Source organism: Paenibacillus sp. FSL R5-0912 (assembly GCF_000758605.1).
GTDB lineage: Bacteria > Bacillota > Bacilli > Paenibacillales > Paenibacillaceae > Paenibacillus_AQ.
Window position 1 is genome coordinate 7,640,944 of the sequence record NZ_CP009282.1, and the last position, 20,797, is coordinate 7,661,740.

Annotated in this window: 17 protein-coding genes; 3 read left to right on the plus strand and 14 right to left on the minus strand. The window is 47.5% G+C overall.

Features of this window, described 5'->3' with window-relative positions; translation table 11 throughout:
* Window positions 1–68 precede the first annotated feature (68 nt).
* Together R50912_RS32580 and R50912_RS32585 are read right to left on the minus strand one after the other, a co-directional pair.
* Window positions 69–308, minus strand: a complete 240-nt coding sequence (locus tag R50912_RS32580) for an SDR family NAD(P)-dependent oxidoreductase (protein WP_042241123.1) — start codon at window positions 306–308, stop codon at window positions 69–71.
* Between the two features lie 19 nt (window positions 309–327).
* Window positions 328–1,296 (minus strand): NAD(P)H-binding protein, encoded by a 969-nt coding sequence (locus R50912_RS32585; RefSeq protein WP_042241126.1) that lies wholly within the window; start codon window positions 1,294–1,296, stop codon window positions 328–330.
* Window positions 1,297–1,385: 89 nt separating this feature from the next.
* On the opposite strand from R50912_RS32585, the gene R50912_RS32590 reads away from it, so the two are divergent.
* The gene (locus R50912_RS32590) at window positions 1,386–1,790 is read left to right on the plus strand and encodes a MerR family transcriptional regulator (RefSeq protein ID WP_042241128.1); all 405 of its coding nucleotides are present in this window, start codon (window positions 1,386–1,388) and stop codon (window positions 1,788–1,790) included.
* 235 nt (window positions 1,791–2,025) lie between these two features.
* Here R50912_RS32590 and R50912_RS32595 read toward each other — a convergent pair whose 3' ends face one another.
* From R50912_RS32595 to R50912_RS36325, 9 genes are all read right to left on the minus strand, one after another.
* Complete coding sequence (locus tag R50912_RS32595) at window positions 2,026–2,943, minus strand: NAD(P)-dependent alcohol dehydrogenase (RefSeq protein ID WP_042241131.1); 918 nt, start codon at window positions 2,941–2,943, stop codon at window positions 2,026–2,028.
* 32 nt (window positions 2,944–2,975) lie between these two features.
* Window positions 2,976–3,194: a helix-turn-helix transcriptional regulator gene (locus R50912_RS32600; RefSeq protein WP_042241132.1), complete on the minus strand. Its 219-nt coding sequence runs from the start codon at window positions 3,192–3,194 to the stop codon at window positions 2,976–2,978.
* Window position 3,195: 1 nt separating this feature from the next.
* The gene (locus R50912_RS32605; protein WP_042241133.1) at window positions 3,196–3,642 is read right to left on the minus strand and encodes a hypothetical protein; all 447 of its coding nucleotides are present in this window, start codon (window positions 3,640–3,642) and stop codon (window positions 3,196–3,198) included.
* Between the two features lie 383 nt (window positions 3,643–4,025).
* A complete protein-coding gene (locus R50912_RS32615; protein ID WP_042241137.1) occupies window positions 4,026–6,269 on the minus strand; it encodes a U32 family peptidase in 2,244 nt (747 codons plus the stop codon).
* Between the two features lie 440 nt (window positions 6,270–6,709).
* Window positions 6,710–7,816, minus strand: coding sequence for a Ger(x)C family spore germination protein (locus R50912_RS32620; protein ID WP_042241140.1), 1,107 nt, complete (start codon window positions 7,814–7,816; stop codon window positions 6,710–6,712).
* Between the two features lie 2 nt (window positions 7,817–7,818).
* Entirely contained in the window at window positions 7,819–8,934 is a 1,116-nt protein-coding gene (locus R50912_RS32625; protein ID WP_042241143.1) for a GerAB/ArcD/ProY family transporter, read from the minus strand.
* Complete coding sequence (locus tag R50912_RS32630; RefSeq protein WP_081956752.1) at window positions 8,931–10,388, minus strand: spore germination protein; 1,458 nt, start codon at window positions 10,386–10,388, stop codon at window positions 8,931–8,933. Before R50912_RS32630 ends, R50912_RS32625 begins: the two co-directional genes overlap by 4 nt.
* A 350-nt stretch (window positions 10,389–10,738) precedes the next feature.
* The gene (rlmH, locus tag R50912_RS32635; RefSeq protein WP_042243843.1) at window positions 10,739–11,218 is read right to left on the minus strand and encodes a 23S rRNA (pseudouridine(1915)-N(3))-methyltransferase RlmH; all 480 of its coding nucleotides are present in this window, start codon (window positions 11,216–11,218) and stop codon (window positions 10,739–10,741) included.
* A 200-nt stretch (window positions 11,219–11,418) separates the two neighbouring features.
* Window positions 11,419–14,022 (minus strand): S-layer homology domain-containing protein, encoded by a 2,604-nt coding sequence (locus R50912_RS36325; RefSeq protein WP_063840090.1) that lies wholly within the window; start codon window positions 14,020–14,022, stop codon window positions 11,419–11,421.
* 207 nt (window positions 14,023–14,229) lie between these two features.
* Between R50912_RS36325 and R50912_RS32645 the strand changes: the two genes are divergently transcribed.
* Together R50912_RS32645 and R50912_RS32650 are read left to right on the plus strand one after the other, a co-directional pair.
* Window positions 14,230–16,575: an AraC family transcriptional regulator gene (locus R50912_RS32645; RefSeq protein WP_042241147.1), complete on the plus strand. Its 2,346-nt coding sequence runs from the start codon at window positions 14,230–14,232 to the stop codon at window positions 16,573–16,575.
* An 11-nt stretch (window positions 16,576–16,586) separates the two neighbouring features.
* Window positions 16,587–18,242 carry a type 2 periplasmic-binding domain-containing protein gene (locus R50912_RS32650; protein ID WP_042241150.1) on the plus strand — a complete coding sequence of 552 codons (1,656 nt, stop codon included), beginning with the start codon at window positions 16,587–16,589 and terminating at the stop codon, window positions 18,240–18,242.
* A 42-nt stretch (window positions 18,243–18,284) separates the two neighbouring features.
* Here the strand turns inward: R50912_RS32650 and nikE are convergent, their stop codons facing one another.
* Genes nikE through nikC form a run of 3 tightly spaced genes read right to left on the minus strand, consistent with a single transcriptional unit; the run spans window position 18,285 to window position 20,795 of the window.
* Entirely contained in the window at window positions 18,285–19,100 is an 816-nt protein-coding gene (gene nikE / locus R50912_RS32655; RefSeq protein WP_042243849.1) for a nickel import ATP-binding protein NikE, read from the minus strand.
* A gap of 20 nt (window positions 19,101–19,120) precedes the next feature.
* Window positions 19,121–19,945 (minus strand): ABC transporter ATP-binding protein, encoded by an 825-nt coding sequence (locus R50912_RS32660; RefSeq protein WP_197073019.1) that lies wholly within the window; start codon window positions 19,943–19,945, stop codon window positions 19,121–19,123.
* A 19-nt stretch (window positions 19,946–19,964) separates the two neighbouring features.
* Window positions 19,965–20,795 (minus strand): nickel ABC transporter permease subunit NikC, encoded by an 831-nt coding sequence (gene nikC / locus R50912_RS32665; RefSeq protein ID WP_042241156.1) that lies wholly within the window; start codon window positions 20,793–20,795, stop codon window positions 19,965–19,967.
* Window positions 20,796–20,797 lie beyond the last annotated feature (2 nt).

Genomic DNA, 20,797 nt, shown 5'->3' on the forward strand with positions numbered 1-20,797 from the left:
CAGGGTGCCTGATGTGGAAAATCAGACACCCCACATGCAATTGATCATATTTCCGTTTGATCACATCATTAACTTCCCAGATCAATGACTATAGGGAAAGGTCCGCCGCCCCCCAATCTCCCCCTGCTGTTGCCTGTAGCTTCCGAAATATCCTTTAATGCAGCTTTTCCACTCTCCGCACCTCTGCTGATAATCACGACCTTGGCCCCAAGTCTGGCTGGTCCGGGTGCGATTGCTTTACCTACTCCAGACGATCCTCCTGAAATTAAAAACACTCTGCATTTAATATCCGTATGTGTTTCGTTCATTTGAGGATTCTCTAATTTATTACGTTTGATTATATTTCGCCGCAAATTCTGCTGCGTATTCTTTCAATTTTGTTGTTCCTAAAGTTGGGCGGTTCTTGTAATAATCTTCATACACGTAACCTGTCCGGGCCGCCACTCCCATCTCCATAAACCCTTTTGCCATTTGCTCGTTCATCCCACTTTTCAGCATGGTATTGACGAGCATTTTATCGGATATTTTCCCATGCTTCAAATAGGGTTTACCAATAGCTTCACCTAATATTTTAGCAATCTCATTACAGGTAAGCTCCTCACTTGCTATGTAGCGAAAGGTTCTGCCTTCAAAGGGTTTAGCCATTTCCTCAGCAATGACAGCAGCAATATCATTAGCCGAGACCAACAGGTATTTGATTTCACCACCATAGTTGGCCAGAATCACTCCTCTTTTGCCAGTCAGTAAACCTCCGATCCCATAATGCTGCAAAGACAATAATCCACCTAAAAACCCTTCGCTTGTTGATTTTATTACATCAATATTAGCCAATAAATTACTGTAAAAGCCAGCTGGCCGCATAAATTTGATTGCCACATCATTAGGTAGTTGTTTCAAAATACTCTCGGCAATGTTGTGAATTATTAAAAAACCCGTACCTTTGTCCGTGTGAGCTCCGATACTGCTCAGATGCACGACTTTTCTTACCCCTGATTGCTCAACCGCTTTTTTATAAGCAGCTACTATTTCATTCACTTCACTGTAGATATCATAATTTACATCAGTCACATTAGCGGGAGGTTCCATCAGGTAGACGATGTCTGCTCCCGTGAAGGTCTCGCGAAGAAAGACATCGTCCGAAACTGACCCAATGGCCGCCTTTGCCCCAAGTGCTTCAATCTCCTTCTGCCTCTCATGTTTACTGCTTATAACGGTAACAGAGTGGCCGTTCTCAACTAGCTTCTCAGTGAGCGGTTTACCAATATGTCCCAAAGAACCTGTCACGATAATCTTCATCTTATCCCTCCTTAATTTCTGACACTTGAACAATTAAAGCATAAACTTTAGAGTTGACTATAGGTCAAGTCTTATTGAGGAGAGGTTCCATGCGAATAAAGGATCTATCTGAAAAGTCAGGGTTATCCGTCTACACCATTCGTTATTATGAAAAAGAAGGTTTATTGGATAGCCAGCATTTTCAAAGAGCTGAAAACAACTATCGTAACTACAATGAGAAAGCAATCGAACGTCTGAAGCTCATTAAGAAGTTTCAAAGTGTAGAATGTTCATTGGCTGAACTGAGCGATTACTTTCAAGAACAGGATACACATTCGCCGGACTATCTGAAAGGCATTGAGTGGATTCGGCTAAAACTCTATGAAATCGAACGGAAGAAGGAGGAATACGATCAGATCATTGAAAAACTTAACTGGATGCTGGAATACAAACTGGCATTGGTAAATGACCCTCAAAAGGCAAATGCTTTGACCACCCATTATCCCTTTGACTAATCAAAACACGGTCCCCCCTGAAAGCTGAAGAGGCAAGTTAAACAGCCGTCCCGACGGGACGGCTGTTTCTTCAATATCTCTGTAGATAAGCTTTTCCTCAATATCTATCTCTAAACCGCTTAATCGCCTGAATATCCCGATAAACGGTCTGTTTTATTCATTGCTGCCCCCTCGAAACAGTATGCTGGGCAACAGAATCTTGCCCCTACTTATGATAAGCGTCACCGCGCTGTCACTAACGGCAAGTTTCACGTACAGTAATGACGACATTCCCCTTCTTATGTTTTTGTTCGACATAACGATGGGCATCAGGAATTTGTTCCAGCGAATAGGATCTATCGATAACTGGCTTAATGTTACCGGCTTCAAGTTGCTCTTGCAGGAAGATGAGATCTTCAACTCGAGGCTTTTGTGACATATGGACACTCACATATTTCCCGTTCGTATGCAGTGCTTTTTTGAATGTCGATTTTTTGATTTTCGATACCGTTTTCCCAACGGCATCAAAGATTAAATCATAGCTTTCTTCAAGCGCCATGAAATCCTGTTTCGTATAATCTATGACCCGGTCGGCTCCTATAGATCTTACCATCTCAAGATTAGCAGTACTGCATACCCCTGTTACATCTGCCCCGTAATATTTGGCAAGCTGCACCGCATAAGTCCCCACACTTCCAGAGGCTCCATAAATAAGAACCTTCATTCCGCTCGCGATATTCCCCTTCCTTAGAAAGTTCAACGCGGTTATCCCCCCGATGGGAACAGCAGCAGCCTCCTCATAGCTCACATTGACCGGCTTCATGACCACCAACCCATCTTCAGGCAGACATTTGTACTCGGCATAGGCACCGAAGCCAAGACCACAAGACGCAAATATTTGATCACCGATCTTAAATCGTGTTACATCTTTGCCTGCGGCTTCAATTTCCCCGGCTAACTCAAACCCTAATATCGTTACCTTTTTGGGCCTTAAGAGACCATTGTACAATCTTGCAAGGAATGGGTCGGCCTTTCGCATACGCCAGTCCCCCGCTGTTACCGTTGCCGCATATATTTTGACCAGTACTTCATTATCCTTCGGTGTAGGTTTCTCTAGCTCCTTCAGATGAAGCACATCAGGCGATCCGTATTTGGCATATACCATTGCTCTCATCCTTTACCCCCTATCTATTTCCCCCATGGCTCCTATGAGTTTTCCCCGTAAAAGAATACCTCTTCAAGCGGCAAGTTAAAGGCGTGAGCAATACGAAAGGCCAACTCCAGTGAAGGAGAGTAATTTCCTTTTTCAAGAGCTACGATCGTTTGTCTGGTTACACCTACCTTGTCGGCCAGCTGCTGCTGGGTCATTTCATTAAGATTGAATCGTAATTTTCTGATGTAATTGCCAACAGGAACTTTACCCATCTTAGACTCCTCTCCTGTAGTAATACAGTCTCGATATTGAACCTGTTACGTCTGAAAGAAATCCAGCGACGATTAGGACGATGAACATCACCTTCAAAGGCTGGTCTATAACCAATGAGCCCATAGCCAGAAGGAAGCCACTGACAAACATAGCAAATGAATTTCGGAAGGCCAACAAGTCGATGCGCTTATCCAGTTCGTCCGCGAATGTAGGTTCCTTTTCACCCGTCGTCATACGGAAGATGATGTTAAAAATAATGCTGATCACGATATGTGCTGCAATGGAAACTAAGGTCAATACAAGAATGAAGGATCCCCAGTAATGGAAGGTTACGTTTGAATCCAACACTTCATTGGGATACTGTGGGTATCTGTACAGCAAATACACTGTAAAAATGAGTATGGTGCTGATTAGCGATACGATGCTCTTCTTTTCTTGATAAGTCATGTATGACACCGCCTTTAGTAAAGTATACTAAACACAATGTATACCAAACTATACACGAAGTCAACTCTGTTATACAAATTTAAATAAAAAAAGACTAAACCAAAAGAATGCCTCTAAAAAAGATTTTCCTTACTTCTGCCATGTTCACTGCGATAGTTGAAGCGGCAAGTTTTAGAGCCGCCCAGTACTGGGCGGCTCTTTCTTGTTCTTTTATGTTAAGCTGAACGATTAGCAAGAAAGACAGCGATATACTGGTCAGCAATACGAGGAATACCCCAATCGCAGAATCTGCCGTCCGGGCATTTATGTACGCCATAATCTAGCCGCTGCCGCTGTTGGTTTCGCTCCCGCCATCCTATCGCCAGAACCATCCCTTTGGCTGCCTACACAATCTCTTTATTAAAATGTCCTCTTGTGTCTGTTTCCTGATTAAAGACAGCATTATTCATTGAGCCATTTAATTTACCTGACGCCATATGAATGACGTTCACAACCTGCTCTTTGGATTCAACGGTGAAGTTTAATCGGAGCGCCTCGATTCCTTTGAGGTTGGGTAGCTCATCCAGAAGATTAAGCGTCTTCCCATTCAGGATCGTCGTTGTACAATCATTATGGGAAAGGATAGGGAACGTTCCGTGCTCATCCTTTAACTCATAGCTCTTCGTTCTGCAAATTTTGCATTGATTCATTTTTTTCATCGGACAATATTTGGTAAACATCAAAGGCACCCTGCCATATACAACCATTTCCAGTGCAGGATATCCGTCATTTTCTTCAACATAAGCATTCACTAAATTTTCAATTTGGCTCTTATTCAATTCGTAAGATAAAGTGACTCGTTTTGCCCCTAATTTATATAATTCATAGCAACTAGTAGCATTAACAACATTTAGAGAATAGTCCGTAACAAACGGATTCGTTCCTCTGTAGTGATAAATTCCACCATATCCTCCGATGAGTAGCTGCCCTTCTTTTGCCTTATAATCATTCTGATTTCTTCTAACCACGTTTTTAAAATAGATTTCCTTAATTCCACAGCTCACGCAAGCCTCGTACTGCTCCCTAGTCGTTACAGAGGCCGTAAGGTAGGGTTCCTCAGGGGCAAAGCTTATTTTTTTCTTTGCTTCCAAAGCCTTGGTTCTTATCTTTTGGCTGTTAAGCTTTAAGTCATATAAGCCCAGTACAATATCTCTTCTTGCTGCATTCAACAGCTTAGCTGGAATAAATGCATTGCATTCCTCATACTCGACATGATTAAGTTCGAATATCGTATCATTTAATCTTGAGAATTGCTTGATGACCTGGTCTTTCGTTGTTGGATTATTAATGGCTTCGCCTAGTATTTCCTCGCTTTCATATGAATAAGTAAAGCCTAAGCCCTCCGCATCTATGACAAGCTTTGAATCTGGAGATGCATATACTCTAATATCAAGGTCAAACCGCTTAAATTCTTTTTCCAGTGATGCTTCTAATTCTTTGTTATAGAAATAATCCTTCGTTTTATATACTAAATCTCCCGTAGACACCTTTTCTTTGATTTTGATATAGCAGACATCGTCTGCTTTGTTGATTAATTCGCCCTCTTTATCGTACAGTTTGGCAACAGCCAGATTAACATCTTCATTGTTGTGACTTATTCTGATTGTATCGTTTTGATTTAAAGGACGTGTAAGTGTTATTTCATACATGTCTTTAACAATCTTGCTGATTGTTCCAATTTCATAACCAAAGTTATTCGGTTTTAAGATGTTTGTAATATTTCTCCTGTCTTCGTGAAACAAATACCCTTTAGTAAATGTTCTATTGAATGTTTTTTTCAGATTTTCCTTGTCTTCTTCGGTTATTTTATGATCTAAGGCCTTGCGATATTTGGATACCACATTAGCCACATACGTAGGCGCCTTCATTCGGCCTTCTATTTTTAAAGAATCGATTTCTTTTAAATCATGGATATAATCGATGGTGTTTAAGTCCTTAGTAGATAGAATATAGCTTTTCCCTAAAGATGTATCTGTTGTCTTATCGATTAGTTCATACTCCTTACGGCATGAACCCACACATCTTCCGCGATTTGCGCATCGATTGCCGAGCAATCCTGACATTAGACAATTTCCCGAATAAGATACACATAAAGCACCGTGAACAAAAATTTCTAAAGGGATTTCAGCTATTCTTTTGATCTCTTTTACTTTTTCAATCTTGACCTCACGGGACAGAACAACTCTTTTCGCACCAAGTTCTTTAAATAATAAAGTTCCGTCTACATCGTCGATTCCCATTTGAGTGGAACAATGTGCTTCCATATCAACAAAGTTTTTAACGATATAATCGAAAGCAGTCAGGTCCTGGACGATAATGCCATCCACACCGATTTTATTTAATTCGTTTATCTGTTCTTTCATCTCATCAACTTCGTTTTCAAAAACGATGGTATTCATGGCAACATAGATTTTAACATTCCTCAGGTGCGCATACGTAACAGCCTCTTTTAACGTTTCTAAATCAAAATTAGAGGAGTATGCACGTGCACCAAATTTTTGCATTCCTAAGTATATTGCATCACAACCATTAGATATTGCAGCTTTTAAAGCTTCCATACTTCCTGCTGGAGCTAATAATTCAGTCATTTTTTCCTCCTTGTGACCCATAAATCAAAAAAATTTGTAGTTACTTGTGATACGTTCTCCGTAACATGGAGCTGCATCACCATAGCTATCCTTGAGTTTATCCCGTTGGAGCAGTATAATGCTGTGACCCAGCGCATGGAGGATGTGACGCGGGCTAACTATGATTACCTTCTTCCAATAGTAATCGGATTACGGGATGTACTGCCGAAAAGAAGTAGTACATGCGTTTCCCGGAAATTATTTTTTGAATAACAAAAAGAAAGACAGCTCAAAACTCGAATGGCGAGTCGTGTATTGTCTTTTTTCGTTCCCCGATAGGGTATCTGGGATCCTGATCGTTCATCTGTTTTACAGTGTAATGATTTGATATCCCTCACCGATTAGCGTCGATATACTGGCATGCCCATCTTATCATGCGCTCTTAAGCGGCTCGTAACGATTTACTTGTTTTGAAACACATCAACCACTCCATTAATCAAAGGATGTACTTTGATGTCGTAGTCAACATTAATTTTCATATTTTCCCAATGTTTCAACCATTGCTCATCCGTTATTTCTTTAGAAAACGGCTTAAGCGAATGGGTTCCGACCTCTAAGGGATCCACTTTCCAACGTTGCATTCGTTTTAATAAATCTGACGTTTGTTCCTCAAGGTAGACCTCAATTTCATGAATTAATTGTTCCAATTGTTCCTCACTTTGAATATTCAATTCTCCCTGGTATTCCTCAATTCTTCCTTTCAATCCCACATGTAAGGACAAGGATGAATAGTCGCTCGATAGTTTCATGCGAACATTGGATCGAATACGTCCTAAACTGATAGATAACTTTGGAATGGCCAAGACTTTTAGGAAATGATTGTTATCCAGAAGTTGAAAAATATTATCGTCCACGTCTTGAATGACCATTACTTCTTTATCATTTTGGAAGATGCCTGTTCCTACGTAATTGAAATTGTCCTTATCCGAATGAAAAACCGGCAGGACCGGATCTTTAAAAGGAGAATATACCTTCTTCATGAATTTATGAATATTGACGATGCTCATTTCACCTTGATTATGCTCCTCGTAATGCTTTAACATCCGATAAAGGAAATAATCCTGGTTGTCTTGCACCGTCAATTGATTTTTTATGTATTCATCAAAATCGCCTCTGACAATCAACAAATAGACACGCATTGAAATATCGGGATCAACCAGTATGGTATTGATCAGCTTTTCAATGCCTCCTTTTTTTGCCAGCTCCTCATTAATTAATAACATTCGCAGCTGCCCCTGCTTTAATTCCCGATAATAAATTAAATTAAACTTCTGGTCTCCCTGCTTTAACAGATCGACTTCCTTGGAGAGCAGACGTTTTTTTTCTTGGATGAGCGGTGGTACTAAAGTGCTGATTCTCAACTTTCCTTCCGTCCCCTTGTCAACCGACCAGAAAACTACCGGAGCAATCTCTTCGATCTTATTGTTCTCGACATATGGGGAAGAACAGCCGGCCATCCACATAAGGCTTACAACCGCCAATAAACCATAGTGCTTGTATGGTACCATCCCTACATACTCTCCTTTCGTCTAACTGCAATGAAAAGGATCGCAGGAATAAGTAAATAAATGCATGAGCCGGTCCAGATTTGAAGGTTCAGTAACATCTTTTGACCCGGAACCGTTTGCCATAACCATTGATCCATTAAGATGATGCTTATCAAAATGACGAACCAGCTCGACAATAAACCAATCCGAGTTGTGCGTTCTTTCATTTTTCTCATAAAGATTCTTCCGGCTCCATAAAAACACAACAGAAGAATTGAAATGTCAAACACATAATTAAACATATGGAAAGAGATAAGGATGTAATCGATTCGTTCTAAACCGCTCGTTTGAATGTAGCTTCCCATATATCCTATCGGAAAATCGATCTTGCGTAAGTAGTGTGATCCGTAAAACAATACCGAAGCAACGAACAATAATACATATTCCATGATCGACATCATATTTCCAATAACCAGGTATTTCGATATTTTTTTATTGGAGCTTAACCATGGAACCATAAAAACCAAATATACCGGACCGGAAAATGCCGACCAAATAAACAACAAACCTTGCCATGATTGTCCTGACCATTCGGTGGGTATGAGAGGATACAAATCGCGGTAATTGGCATCCGGTTGGAAGAAAAAAGGAATAAACAGGACTGAGATCCAAGCCCCGCAAAGAAAGGCGATGACGACAAAACGCAATGTATTCTCCATTCCATGTGAAGCCACATATAAGCTGATCAAAAGAATAAATAGGATCAGCCACCTTGTATCCATAGATGGAAAAATAAAATTATGAAGCATTTCAATGTATCCCAGTGTGATGATTGAAATTTTTAACAATATTATTAAAAATCCAAGTATTGCGAAAACTTGAACCGGCCGTTTCCCGAAAAGCTGTAAAAATCCTTGATAGCCTTTCGCTGCATAACTTGAAGTAAACCATTTGGACATCATCATCAAATTAAGCTGGGACAGTAGCCCCATCACGACAATTCCCCAAACCATATACGAATGAACCAAATAAACCGGCATGATTAAAATAAAATAATGCATTTGCATGCGATTCACTAAGAGAAGGAAATAGATACCGCCAAGGGTGGAAGTTCGATTATATAAGGATAAACTCTTCACTTCTTCATCTCCTGTCGCCATTTCCGTAGTGGTTTTAGATATTTCGGACGCGTTTTCATCCAAATTAAAGGGCCGCGGATAAAGAGGTCATTCCAATCCTTTCCATAAAAAGGAGCAATCGGTGCTAAATAAGGTTGACCTAATGATGTTAATGCATGGAGATGTGCAAGAATCCCGATTAGCCCGATCACGATTCCCGGCAACCCAAGAAACGATGCAAGGATAAGAAGAAGAATTTGCATCAGCACCATGGATTTTGTAACTTGATAATTGGGAACTAAAAAGAAAGCAATAGCGGATATACCCATCAACACTATCAATACTTTACTTGCAAAGCCTGCTTCTACAGCAGCTTGTCCAATGACGATACCACCGATAACCCCTAAAGTTTGACTGGTTTTGGTCGGCATTCGCAAACTTGCTTCTTTGATGATTTCCAGCGTTACGATCATGAAAAATCCTTCCGCAAACGGAGTAAAGGGCAATTTGCCTCTCGATTCCAATAATACGTAAAGAAGCGGTAGCGGAACCATTTGGTAATGAAATGTCGTTAACGCAACATAAAAAGGAATCATCGTCAAAGAAACAATAAAACTTCCGTACCGGATTAAACGTAAGAAACTGGCTACCGGCCAACGAAGGAAGTAGTCTTCCGGAGATTGGAGTAGATGGAAAAAAGTAATGGGAGCAATTAAAGCAAACGGTGAATTGGAAACCAATAGCGTCAGCTTTCCCTCACCTAAGGCGTAGGCACAGGCATCCGGCCGATCCGTTTGTAGAAACTGCGGAAAGACCGTATGGTTATGATCTTCAATAAAAGCTGCAAGCTGAGAGGAGTCTAAAAATTGATCGAAATCCACACTTTCAATTTTCTTTCTTGCAAGGGAAACAAATTCTGGATTAGTTAATCCGTCTATGTACAGTAACACAACTTTCGTTTTACTCAGTGAACCGATAGTAAAGCTTTCCGTTTTTAATGTAGTTATAGGCAAACGTCTGCGCAACATTGTAATGTTTTTATCGATTTGTTCACTGAAGCTGTCTTTCGCTCCATATATAACCGTTTCCGTTTGGGAAGGTTCAACTGCCCGACCAAGAGGGTTTTCCAGTTGGACGCCTAACCACTGATCGTTGACTGAATCGTTTAGAAGAATAAATCCTTGCATTATTTTTTGCTCAGCATCTTCGATCGATAGAACTTCCGAAACTTTGGCATTGGTTATGCATGAAGAAAGCGAATTGCCGGCAGAACGATGAAGTGGCTGAATAATCGTCTCGTTTAAACGCTCTGGATCGATTAACGTTTTTATGTATAAAAGATGGACTGAGGCACTGGGACCCATTCTGTGCTCAACAATTTCGGCATCATCCATATGGTTTAATTTCTGTTTTAATTCATCAAGCCATGTGGACATTTGATGATTTTTCATTTGAGGGTCGTATTTTTCAACCATAGTCTTCTCCTTCATAAAAGGAATCAAAATCCTGCGGTTTTATCTTTCCCTGTAATGGAAAAATTATACGACCGGCCATTTGTATTTCAAACCGCATAACGTTGGACACTTTACCCTCTCAAAAGTTAGACTAAAGAGAGGACAAAAAACGGCTATCAAACAACGATTCCATTGTACACTATCGTCATCTGATGCCAAATAGGAGTAAGTCCCGTCCAGCTCTATGCCCTCAAATCACAGCATATCGCCTCTGTAGCAGGATTTTTCAGAGAAAGTTACTTAGTGTAAACCCTCGCCATGCTATTCTTTTTCCACGCCTTTTAGGCAGTTACCCACCATAAAACTTGCTGCTACTTATGATACGGTTCCCCGCGATTGATCTTCACCGCCCGGTAAATCTGCTCCACCAGCACCAGCCGCATGAGCTGGTGGGGCAGCGTCATGCGGCCGAAGCTCATGCGCTGCTGGGCGCGGCGCATCACCTCATCGGAGAGCCCGTGGCTGCCTCCGATGACGAAGACGACATGGCTCGTCCCGTAGGTGCCGAGCCGGTCGATCTCGGCGGCAAGCTCTTCCGAGCTCCAGAGCTTGCCGTCAATCGCGAGCGCAATGACATGCGCCTCGCTCTTGATCTGCGCGAGGATACGCTCCCCCTCGCGCACCTTCACCTGAACCACCTCTGCCTCACTGAGGTGGTCAGGTGCCTTCTCATCCGCCACCTCAATCATCTGAAACTTGAGGTAGGGCGTTAGCCGTTTGGCATATTCCGCGATGCCAAGACTCAGATACTTCTCCTTCAATTTGCCTACGCCAATCAGTTGAATTAACATATATCCTCCATCTATCTGCTTCCGCTTCATTTAGGATTTTGCTCTCTATCCCCTGTATTTTATCATATGCCTCTCCAAAACATTCAAATTTCACTTTGCTCCTGTTCACTGCCATAGCTTGATGAACGTCAAGGAGGACCATCCTTAACGGATGGCCCTCTGATGCGGCAGCTTGTGTATTATGCTTCTTACACAGCTACCTACAACCCTTCTATCAACGCCTGGATCGAGCTGTCGCTCTCCAGCGCGCGGATAATCACAGCCACGGCTTCTGCACGTGTAGCAGGATTCCGCGGAGCGAACGCTGATGCGGATATGCCCTGCACCAGATTAGCCGAAGCCGCCTGGCGGATAGCGTCAGCCGCCCAGTAACTGCTGCTGACATCCTTGAAGCTGGCCGGTGTACCGGTCTGAAGCACACCCAGATCCAGCACACGGCCAATAATCGTTACCATCTCGGCACGGGTGATAGTCGCACCCGGTTTGAAGCTGCCGTCGGCATAGCCGGTTACGATTCCTTTGTCCGCCAAAGCGCTGATATATCCAGCCGCCCAATTTGAAGCAGTATCACGGAATTTTGACGCAGTCGGAGTCGTGCCCAGACCGAAGGAGCGGGCGATCATCGCCGTGAATTCGGCTCTTGTGACCGGTGCATTCGGACGGAAGGAGCCGTCGGCATAGCCGTCGATGATCTGCAGCTTCACGGCTGCCGCGATGGTACGGCTGCCCCAATGGTCTGTAGTGTCCTTGAAGAGAATACTCTTATCCTTCGTTGCAGCAATAGCATCACTAACGGTCTTATATACAGTCTCCCGGCTGACAACTCCGGATTGGAACGGATTGGTTCCGCCCTGAGGCTGTTTCTCCGGTTCGGCAGGGGCATTGCTGCCGTTGCCTGTAGTTGTGCCGGTGTTCCCTGGTACCGTTCCGGTACTTCCAGCCGGAGTCCCCGGCGTTCCGCCCGGATTGCCGCCGCCAGTTCCACCACCGGAACTCGGGTTCCCGCCGCTTGTCGTATCTGTAATACTAAGCGCAATCTGATTGCTCAGGTAGACGACTTGAGCGGTATATTTGCTCAGCAGTCCTTCAACCTGCACAGAAGTAAACTGCCCGCTGCGCTGGCTCTCACCATGCGTAATGAGCGGAATCAGGCCGCTGCCTGGAACGTAGCTGTTCATCAAGTTTACCTTCAGCTTCCCGTCAGCCTTCACCGCGCCCTTAACCTCAAGGACATCGTCTGCTCCGGTAAGGCCCAGTACAAGCGTACCTTCGGAGGCCTGGGTGAAGCTGCCGCCGATTACCATTGCACCGTAGACGTTCTCCACTACAGAACCGCCGATATTCGTCACATTCCCTTTGCCGAAGGCTGTCGCCGAGTCTCCTTCCAGGATACCTGCCTTCACCTCTGTACCGCCGGAATACGTGTTACTCCCCGCCAGCTTAAGCGTGCCTGTACCCTCCTTGGTCAGTCCGCCCGTCCCGGAGATATCATTCCGCCAGCGGTCTGCCGCATGGAAGCCTCCTTCAGCAGCGTCCATGGTTACCGTTACATGCTCAGCGAATGCACCGTACCCGTCAGCCGCCGCGAACAGGTTCAGCCGACCCCAGCCTTCCGGATCATCCAGCACCGGATATCCAGATGGGAGAGCCGTTGTTACGAGAACTGCTCTACGCTGATCTGCACTCAGGTAAGGCAGTCGGGTCTCCAGCAAGACTTCCGCTCCCTTGGGGGCAACGGCAGGCTCAGTCGTGGAGTGAATCTGCGGGAAGCCGTAGGTCAGCCGCTGCGTATACTGGGCCTTATTCTTCGCATAATCCGTGAACCGGTCTTCTGCTGTACCTGTCTGTGTAAGCAGCACTTCATGGGCCTGAGTGTAAGCCGCCTGCTTCAGCGCCGCATTATCCGGGTCCGTCAGAGCTCCCGCGGCAAAGGCCATTGCTGTTACTCGTCCCCCCATTACATCCAAGGGAGAGTGCATCCCGGCCACAATCCGGTTGTTCCCCATCTCCGAGGCCCGGGTCATCAGCTCCTGGAATCGCTCCGGCACCGCGTAAGCGAGTGACAAGGCGGCCAGATAGGAAGCATTGGTATGACCGCTCGGGAAGCCGCCGTCCTTGGCAGGGGTATTGCTCATCGCTGGCACCAGTGTTGGCACGATGATGGAAGTATCCTTCCAGCGGAACGGACGCTTGTAGCTGTAGAAATTCTTGGCCTGGCTCGTTGAAGCATAATTGCCGCGGATGATCCCGATCAGGTCAACCATTTTGCCCAATTTGGAATCGGAATCGCCGCCCTTGTTGCTATCATTGCCGTCATTGTATTTCACGGACGTGGCATCATCCGGGATGCTGGTAATGGTGGTGTAAGTCCCTGACATAGCGCGGTAGACCTCAGACAACGAACCAAGACCGTCAACCGCTCCATAGGTCTGGCCTCTCCGGTCATCGTAATAAGCCGCCTGCTCCTCTGCCGGAGTTCGGGTCTTTGCCAGATCAGCTACATATTGAATGTTGTAATCCAGCACACTGCTGTTCTTCATCTTCCCGTTATCCCAGGAGGTGCCTGGTGTCCAGAGGTCCAGGAAGCCGGAGAGTACACCGATCGAGGGGTTGGAATACACCGCCATATTCACAGGTGTGTTATTCTTATAGGTATCTACGAAATGCCCCCATGCCGGAGCAGCCGGCAGCCCGGTTGTTGAATTACCGGTGGCCGCCTCTGCAGGATGTACCACGATCGAATTCGTGAGGAGTACCAGACCTGCCGTAACAGACAACAGCTTTCTTTTCGACTTCAAGTTCAATGTGTCAGCCCCTATCTTATTATATTGATTGCCTGAATCGGACTCAATATAGCACTAGCCTCCGCCGCCGCTCAATAAGACAATTTCGCAATTCTATGATTTTGGGAACAATTCGACCATTTCCGGCCATTTAACATTGATTTAACATGAATCCCGAACAGACCTGTTAGGGGCTAGTGTATAATCCGCCTGGGAGGGGAATACATCTTGCGAAAATGGAACTCTGCCTTTGCCGCCTTAGCCGCTTCATACATCTCTGTTGTGCTAATCATTGTCTTCTTGCTCTGCTCTGCCTTCTATCTTTATTTCTCGAACCATTATAAGGAAGAGCTCCAGAGCCGCAACCAGCTTATCCTTGAGAATACAGCCAGAACCATAGAAACCTCCGTACTTGAGCGGGTTCAGCAGATCTATCTGGAGATCTCACTGAACCAGCAGGCAGCGCTCGGTCTGTTACCCGATGCTTCTCTTCCATCGAACCTCAGCAAAGTGAGCAGTCTCCAGGATATGCTGAGCGCGCAAGTGGCGAGTAATTCGGACTTGATCCAAGCTGTACATCTGTATGCCCCACGGGAGCACATCCTGCTCTCCTCGCTATACGGGCTGAAATTCAATGCTGATCAAGGAGCCGGGTCTGCCTACTGGAGTGATTGGGTGAATGGAATGAAGCGTAATCCCCGTAACAACCTGTGGACAGAGGCCCGCTTCGTCCCGGAAGATATTGTGTCCAGCATTCCCGGCGGCAGCGGGAGCCCGTTGATTACCTATGCGCATAGCTATCCTTTTCGTTCCTCCGGTGCCGACAGTGAGCTGCTGATCGCCATTGACCTGAAGGAGAGTGCGGTACGTGATATCCTGCTGAATATGATGCCTGCCCGGGACCAGACCAGCTTTATTGCCACGCAATCCGGAAGGATTCTTGCCGGCTCTCATCAGGATGCGGTGGACCAGGCAGGCACCTATGCTGCCAGCATTGCTAATGCGTTAGCCTCTCCAGAGACATCCGGGAGCTTAAGCCAGGAGATCAGCGGCAGCGCTTACGTTATTTCCTATCAGGATCTGCCATCAACCGGCTGGAAGCTCTTCAACGCTTCCCCGGCGGACCTCTTTTATGAGAAATGGGGGGTTGTCCAGCGGCTCATCCTGTCCCTTTGCCTGTTCGCCCTCTTGGTGGGAATCGGTTTGTCTGGAATCCTGGCCAAAATAAATTACAGCCCGGTCAAACGGCTGCTCCGGACGATTAAGGATCTCTCCGGTTCTGCGCCCGGTCCGGCGATTAACGAATTTAACCTGATTGACTCTGCCTTCACCCGGTTGAACGATAAAGTCAGCAGTCTGGAGGACACCCTGCTGGCCAGCAGTCCGCATATCCGGCAGAATATCATCATGAATCTCCTTCAGGGCACCCCTCCTCAGGCTAAGGTGACCGGAGATCCAGAATTCCTGGGACTGTCGCCGGAGCATACCCGTTACTGCTGCCTGCTCTTGAATACGCGGGGAGCTTATACCCACATGAGTCTAAGCGGGATGCAAACGGCAATGACCGGAATCATCGAAGGGCTTGAGGAGATTCGGCTGCCGGGAAGCCGGATTATCGCTGAAGAGCTTCCGGACAAGCAGCTTATTGTAATCCTCGGTACACGCGAAGCCTCCGGGATTCTCCTTGATCAGCTCTCGGAACTTATCGTGACGGAGACCCGCAAACAGTTTCAGATCGGGATTCAGCTCTCCCGGGGCTGCTGGGTGGATGACATCCGCCGTCTCCATCACAGCTATACCGAAGCACAGACATTAATGAAATATGCTTACTTTTTGCCGGAGATAACCGTCTTGAAGGATCGGGCTCTTCTGGAGAAGGACCATAGTCTTGAGGAGCTTCCGCAACCTGTCCTTGCCAGGTTCAAAGATAAATTGCAGACCCGCCAGCTGGAGGAGGCCCTGGCAGCCCTGGAGCAATTGGTAGCGGCTATGCGGGAAGGCAGTTACCCTGCGGACTATTGCCACTTCATTCTGGCAAATACCGTCTTCATGTATTCCGATGTTCTGAAAAGCGTCCGCTATACCCCTGTCCTTCACGGGCATCTGGACCTCTACAACGAGTATATTGCCCTTGCGGATATCCGGCATTTCCAGGAATGGTTCGCCGCGTCCATCAGCACCTTCATTGCCGATACGGAGAAGCGGAACAGTGACCGCGCGTTGTCGGCTATTGAAGCGGCCAAGGAATATATCGGGAAGCATCTGCCTGAAGATCTGTCCCTGGATGTCGTAGCTTCCAAGGTCTTTATCAGCCCTAAGTATCTAAGCAAGCTGTTTAAGGAAGAGCTGGGAATCACCTACACCGACTATATCACCGGCAGGCGGATGGAACAGGCCAAGCTGCTGATTGAGAACAACAACATGTCTATCGAACAGGTTGCCACTAGCGTCGGCTATGGAACTACAGCTTACTTTATCAAGCGGTTCAAGGAAATCTACGGCTGTACGCCGGGGAATTACTTGCGCACCGTGAATACATTACAGCCGCCGCAGGCAGAGATTAGTTTAAGTTAAGGAGGTGACTTATGATTGCAAGCAGACTCCGGCGTTATACCGCCTTCATTATCTCACCTGCACTCTTGCTTCTCTGGGGACTGATCAGCGGCTGCGACGGACAGCCCCCTGCTTCACACCTGCAAGAGCCCGGACCACAGGAGGCTGCTGCTGACGTCCCGAAGTTCAAGATCTCCTGGACCATGCACCAGAATCTGCCTGTCGCTGAGGATGCGGTGATGGTCCGGATTCTGGAGCAGAAGTTCAATGTAGATCTGGATTTCTGGAATCTGGCGAACAATAACTATGAGTCGCTGCTCGATCTGAAGCTGGTTCAAGGCCACATTCCCGACTTGTTCCGGGTCCGGCAGACTCAGGATCTGCTGAAATATCAGCAGCAGGGCCTGCTCGTCGCAATCCCCGAAGACCTGCTGAACACCTACGCCCCCAATATTCTTAAGGCCATCCGTGAGTATGCACCCGCATACCAGGATTATGGCCGTATTAACGGGTCCTATTATGGAATTCCGGTCATCAACCCTACCAATATCTATCGGGTCCCCGTAGTCTACCGCCAGGATTGGCTGGATAAGCTCAGCCTTACGGTGCCAGAGACCCTGGCCGATTTCGAGAAGGTCATCTATGCCTTTGCGAACCAGGACCCGGACGGCAACGGCATTCGGGACACCTACGGGTTATCGCTGGAAGGAATGAATGTCGTCTTCGGCGCGTTCGGGCAGATGGTCTTTACAGATCAGCTCTACTTCAGCCGGAAGGGTCAGGATCTGGTCATTGGCGCCCTGGAGCCGGACATGAAGAAGGCTCTGTACTATCTTCGCAAATGGTACCGCGACGGGGTCATTGATCCGGAGTTCATCACCGGGGAGAACAGCGGAGGCTATAAGCATCTGTCTCATGCCTTCATCAAAGGGCGGATCGGCATGACCTCCATGGGTAATTATTATCACTGGGTTCAGGATGGGGATTATTTAGACTGGAGCCTGGATGACCAGAAGACAGCCAGGCTGGTTCCGGCAGAAGCCACGTTTAACGTGAAGGAGTTAACTGCCAAGAATCCGCAGGCTAAGATCGTATTCGGCCGGCCTGTTAGCGGTCCTGACGGCAAACGCGGCTCCAAAGCCTACGATATGCTGATGAGCTTCACCGCCATTGGCGCGGAAGCTGTCCAAGAGCCCGGCAAGCTGGAGACCCTTCTGCAGATGCTGGACTACGTCAGCGCTAATCCGGATCCGGATGAAGCGACTGCCATGCAATACGGCCTTCAGGGAACCCATTGGGCCTGGGCGGGAGCGGGCAAGAAGGACATCATCCTGCTGCCCCCGTATAACCGGATGTTCAGCTATCAGAATACCATCGGTGCCAATATCGGCATGACCCTGCCTGCCATTCCTTCAGACCGCAGGGATCAGTGGGCGTCTACCTTGGGACTGGATCACGACGGCATCTATAATGCCCTTGAAGTGGCCACCCCTTCTCTTATCAGGAACAGTGCCGGGCTTATCAAGCTAAGAGACCAGGCCTACATTGCCTTCATTACCGGGGAACGCCCGCTGGAGGAATTCGGGGAATTCGTGGAGGAGTTCATGTCTGCGGGTGGAGCGGAGGTGCTGAAGGAGGCGAACGGGTCGTATAAGGAGCTTATTCCACACCAAAACGGTGAGCAATGAGGAGACACTGTAGTCCCCTCATTGCTCACCGGATTACTATCGTTAGGTTACGGAGTCTACGGGCAGATTCCTGTGCCGGTTACGCGGGTGATCTGCAAGCATAGAATCTAGTAAGCCTCGAACGGCGGGATGGGATGACCGCAGGAATTGCTCTTTGCTTGCGTTATATTCCACAATCTCGCCCTTCTCCATGACAGCCAGTGCGTCTGAGATCATATAGGCTGCTCTAATATCGTGGGTAATAAACAGATACGACAAGCCAAACGTAGCCCGAAGGTCATCCAGCAGCCGCAAAATATTCGCCCTATTAATCATATCCAGACTGCTTACCGCCTCATCCAGCACGATTAGCTTAGGCTTCAGAGCAATCGCCCTGGCGATATTGATCCGCTGCAGCTGCCCTCCACTGAACTGGAAGGGCTGCTTCTTCATGTCTGCAGCGCTGAGTCCGACACACTCCAGCAGCTCTCCGACCGCCCGCTTCTGCTCCTGGACCGTTAAGGTCTCATAATTGTGCAATGGCTCGCCAATGATCTGCTCCGCTGTCATCCGGGGGTTCAGCGCAGAATAACAATCCTGGAATACCACCTGGAGGTCCCGGCGGATCGCCCTGCGCATCTTGGGGTCCAGCTTATACAGATCCTGTCCCTGGAACCGCACTTCTCCCTCCCGGGGTTTTTCCAGTCCGAGAATGACCCGGCCCAGTGTGCTTTTGCCCGCTCCGCTCGATCCCAGCAGTCCCAGGCATGTTCCCTCTTCAATATGAAGCGACACGCGGGACAGCACAGGGTCTGTCACTTCGGAACGTCTCCACAGGCGGGATGTATAAGTATGGGTAACAGCCTTGACCTCAAGCATGTATTCCGCCTCTATTCCGATCATAGGCGGCTACCTGGCTGCGGGCTGAGCTGAAGCGTGGGCCTCGCAGCGAGCAGCTCCCGGGTATATTCATGCCGGGGATGGTCAAATATCTCATAACACCCGGCCTGCTCCACTATTCGCCCCTGCTGCATGACAGCAACCTCATCGGCCAGCTCCGCAATCACGCCGAGGTCATGGGAGATCAGCAGAATGGCGGTTCCATGCTCCTGCCTCATCCGGTCCAACTGCCGTAGCACCTGGAGCTGATTCGTCACATCCAGCGCCGTGGTAGGCTCATCCGCAATGATCACGGACGGCTTCAAGCACATCGTTAAGGCCAGCATCACCCGCTGGAGCATGCCCCCGCTCAGCTCAAACGGATACTTGCCCAGCAGCGCTGCAGGATCGGGCAGATTCACACCGGCCATGGAGCGGATCGCCTCTTCTCTGGCCTCTTTTTTACCCAGCTTACTGTGCGTACGGATCGCTTCTATCATACTCACACCAATAGTGTACACCGGAGAGAATGCCGTCATCGGATTCTGCATGATCAGAGCCAGCTGGCTACCGCGAAGCCCGCGCATCTCCTTCTCCGGAAGCCCGTTCAGCTCACGGTTATGTAACCGGATACTGCCTTCAATCACGCTTGTCTGCCGTTCAAGCATCTGCAGGAGTGCTAACGACGTAACAGTTTTTCCGCTGCCGCTCCCTCCCACAAGACCAAGGACATGCCCCGGCTTCAGATCAAAGTGAACATCCTCTACAAGGGGCAGAATTCCCGCCGCTGTCTCCACAGATACTTTCAGACCCTTCACCTGCAGCACATATTCCGATTGTTCCATGATTCGCTCATTCCTTTTTCTAGGAGCCTCTTTTTACACCATACCGCTCAGACAATGCTTCGCCAAGCAGATTAAACGATGCTACAACCATGATAATCATCAGGCCCGGATAGAGCATCAGCTGCGGGTGATTGCGGATGAAGGATTTCCCCTCGTTCAGCATAGCCCCCCATTCCGGTGTAGGAGCCTGGACTCCCAGTCCAAGAAAGGACATGGCGGAGATATCCATAATCGCCCAGCCCATCTCCAGGGTACCGATCACCACAATGGAAGGCAGAATGTTGGGAATGAGGTGCCGTCTCATAATCTGCCATGAGGAGGAGCCGCTGATGCGCGCTGCCGTAATGAAATTCCGTTCCTTCAGGCTGACTATCATATTACGAAACATCCGGGCGTAATACACCCATTGGACCAGCATCAGAGCGATTACTAATTGAGACAGGCCCGGACCCAGTATCCCGATAAGGCCGAAGACCAATATCATACTCGGAAAAGACATGATTCCTTCACACAGCCGCATAAGCACAGCGTCCAGCCACCCGCCGGTATACCCTGAGACTACGCCGACGAATAGCCCTACCCCCAAGGAAGCTGCAAAAATAAGGGAAGCGAAGCCCAGCGATATCCGGGTTCCATAGAGTAGCCTGGACAGATTGTCCCGGCCAAGCTGATCTGTGCCCAGCAGGTATTCCCACGAGGGTGGACTGAGCTTCATCGCCAGATTCACCCGTACCGGGTCATGTGGTGAAATCCAGGGAGCCAGTAGACCGGCAAGACCAAATAGCATCAGGAGGCTGCCGCAGATGACGATCACCCTCCTGCCTTTGAACCCACTGCTTAAGTAGCTCATCC

What these genes read in the sequence shown, in the direction of transcription:
- nikE (WP_042243849.1), bottom strand. Translation starts at nt 19,100, where the DNA reads ATGCTTGAGGTCAAGGCTGTTACCCATACTTATACATCCCGCCTGTGG.
- rlmH (WP_042243843.1), bottom strand. Translation starts at nt 11,218, where the DNA reads ATGTTAATTCAACTGATTGGCGTAGGCAAATTGAAGGAGAAGTATCTG.
- R50912_RS32650 (WP_042241150.1), top strand. Translation starts at nt 16,587, where the DNA reads ATGATTGCAAGCAGACTCCGGCGTTATACCGCCTTCATTATCTCACCT.
- R50912_RS32595 (WP_042241131.1), bottom strand. Translation starts at nt 2,943, where the DNA reads ATGAGAGCAATGGTATATGCCAAATACGGATCGCCTGATGTGCTTCAT.
- R50912_RS32660 (WP_197073019.1), bottom strand. Translation starts at nt 19,945, where the DNA reads ATGGAACAATCGGAATATGTGCTGCAGGTGAAGGGTCTGAAAGTATCT.
- R50912_RS32590 (WP_042241128.1), top strand. Translation starts at nt 1,386, where the DNA reads ATGCGAATAAAGGATCTATCTGAAAAGTCAGGGTTATCCGTCTACACC.
- nikC (WP_042241156.1), bottom strand. Translation starts at nt 20,795, where the DNA reads ATGAGCTACTTAAGCAGTGGGTTCAAAGGCAGGAGGGTGATCGTCATC.
- R50912_RS32630 (WP_081956752.1), bottom strand. Translation starts at nt 10,388, where the DNA reads ATGGTTGAAAAATACGACCCTCAAATGAAAAATCATCAAATGTCCACA.
- R50912_RS32615 (WP_042241137.1), bottom strand. Translation starts at nt 6,269, where the DNA reads ATGACTGAATTATTAGCTCCAGCAGGAAGTATGGAAGCTTTAAAAGCT.
- R50912_RS32605 (WP_042241133.1), bottom strand. Translation starts at nt 3,642, where the DNA reads ATGACTTATCAAGAAAAGAAGAGCATCGTATCGCTAATCAGCACCATA.
- R50912_RS32620 (WP_042241140.1), bottom strand. Translation starts at nt 7,816, where the DNA reads ATGGTACCATACAAGCACTATGGTTTATTGGCGGTTGTAAGCCTTATG.
- R50912_RS32600 (WP_042241132.1), bottom strand. Translation starts at nt 3,194, where the DNA reads ATGGGTAAAGTTCCTGTTGGCAATTACATCAGAAAATTACGATTCAAT.
- R50912_RS32580 (WP_042241123.1), bottom strand. Translation starts at nt 308, where the DNA reads ATGAACGAAACACATACGGATATTAAATGCAGAGTGTTTTTAATTTCA.
- R50912_RS32585 (WP_042241126.1), bottom strand. Translation starts at nt 1,296, where the DNA reads ATGAAGATTATCGTGACAGGTTCTTTGGGACATATTGGTAAACCGCTC.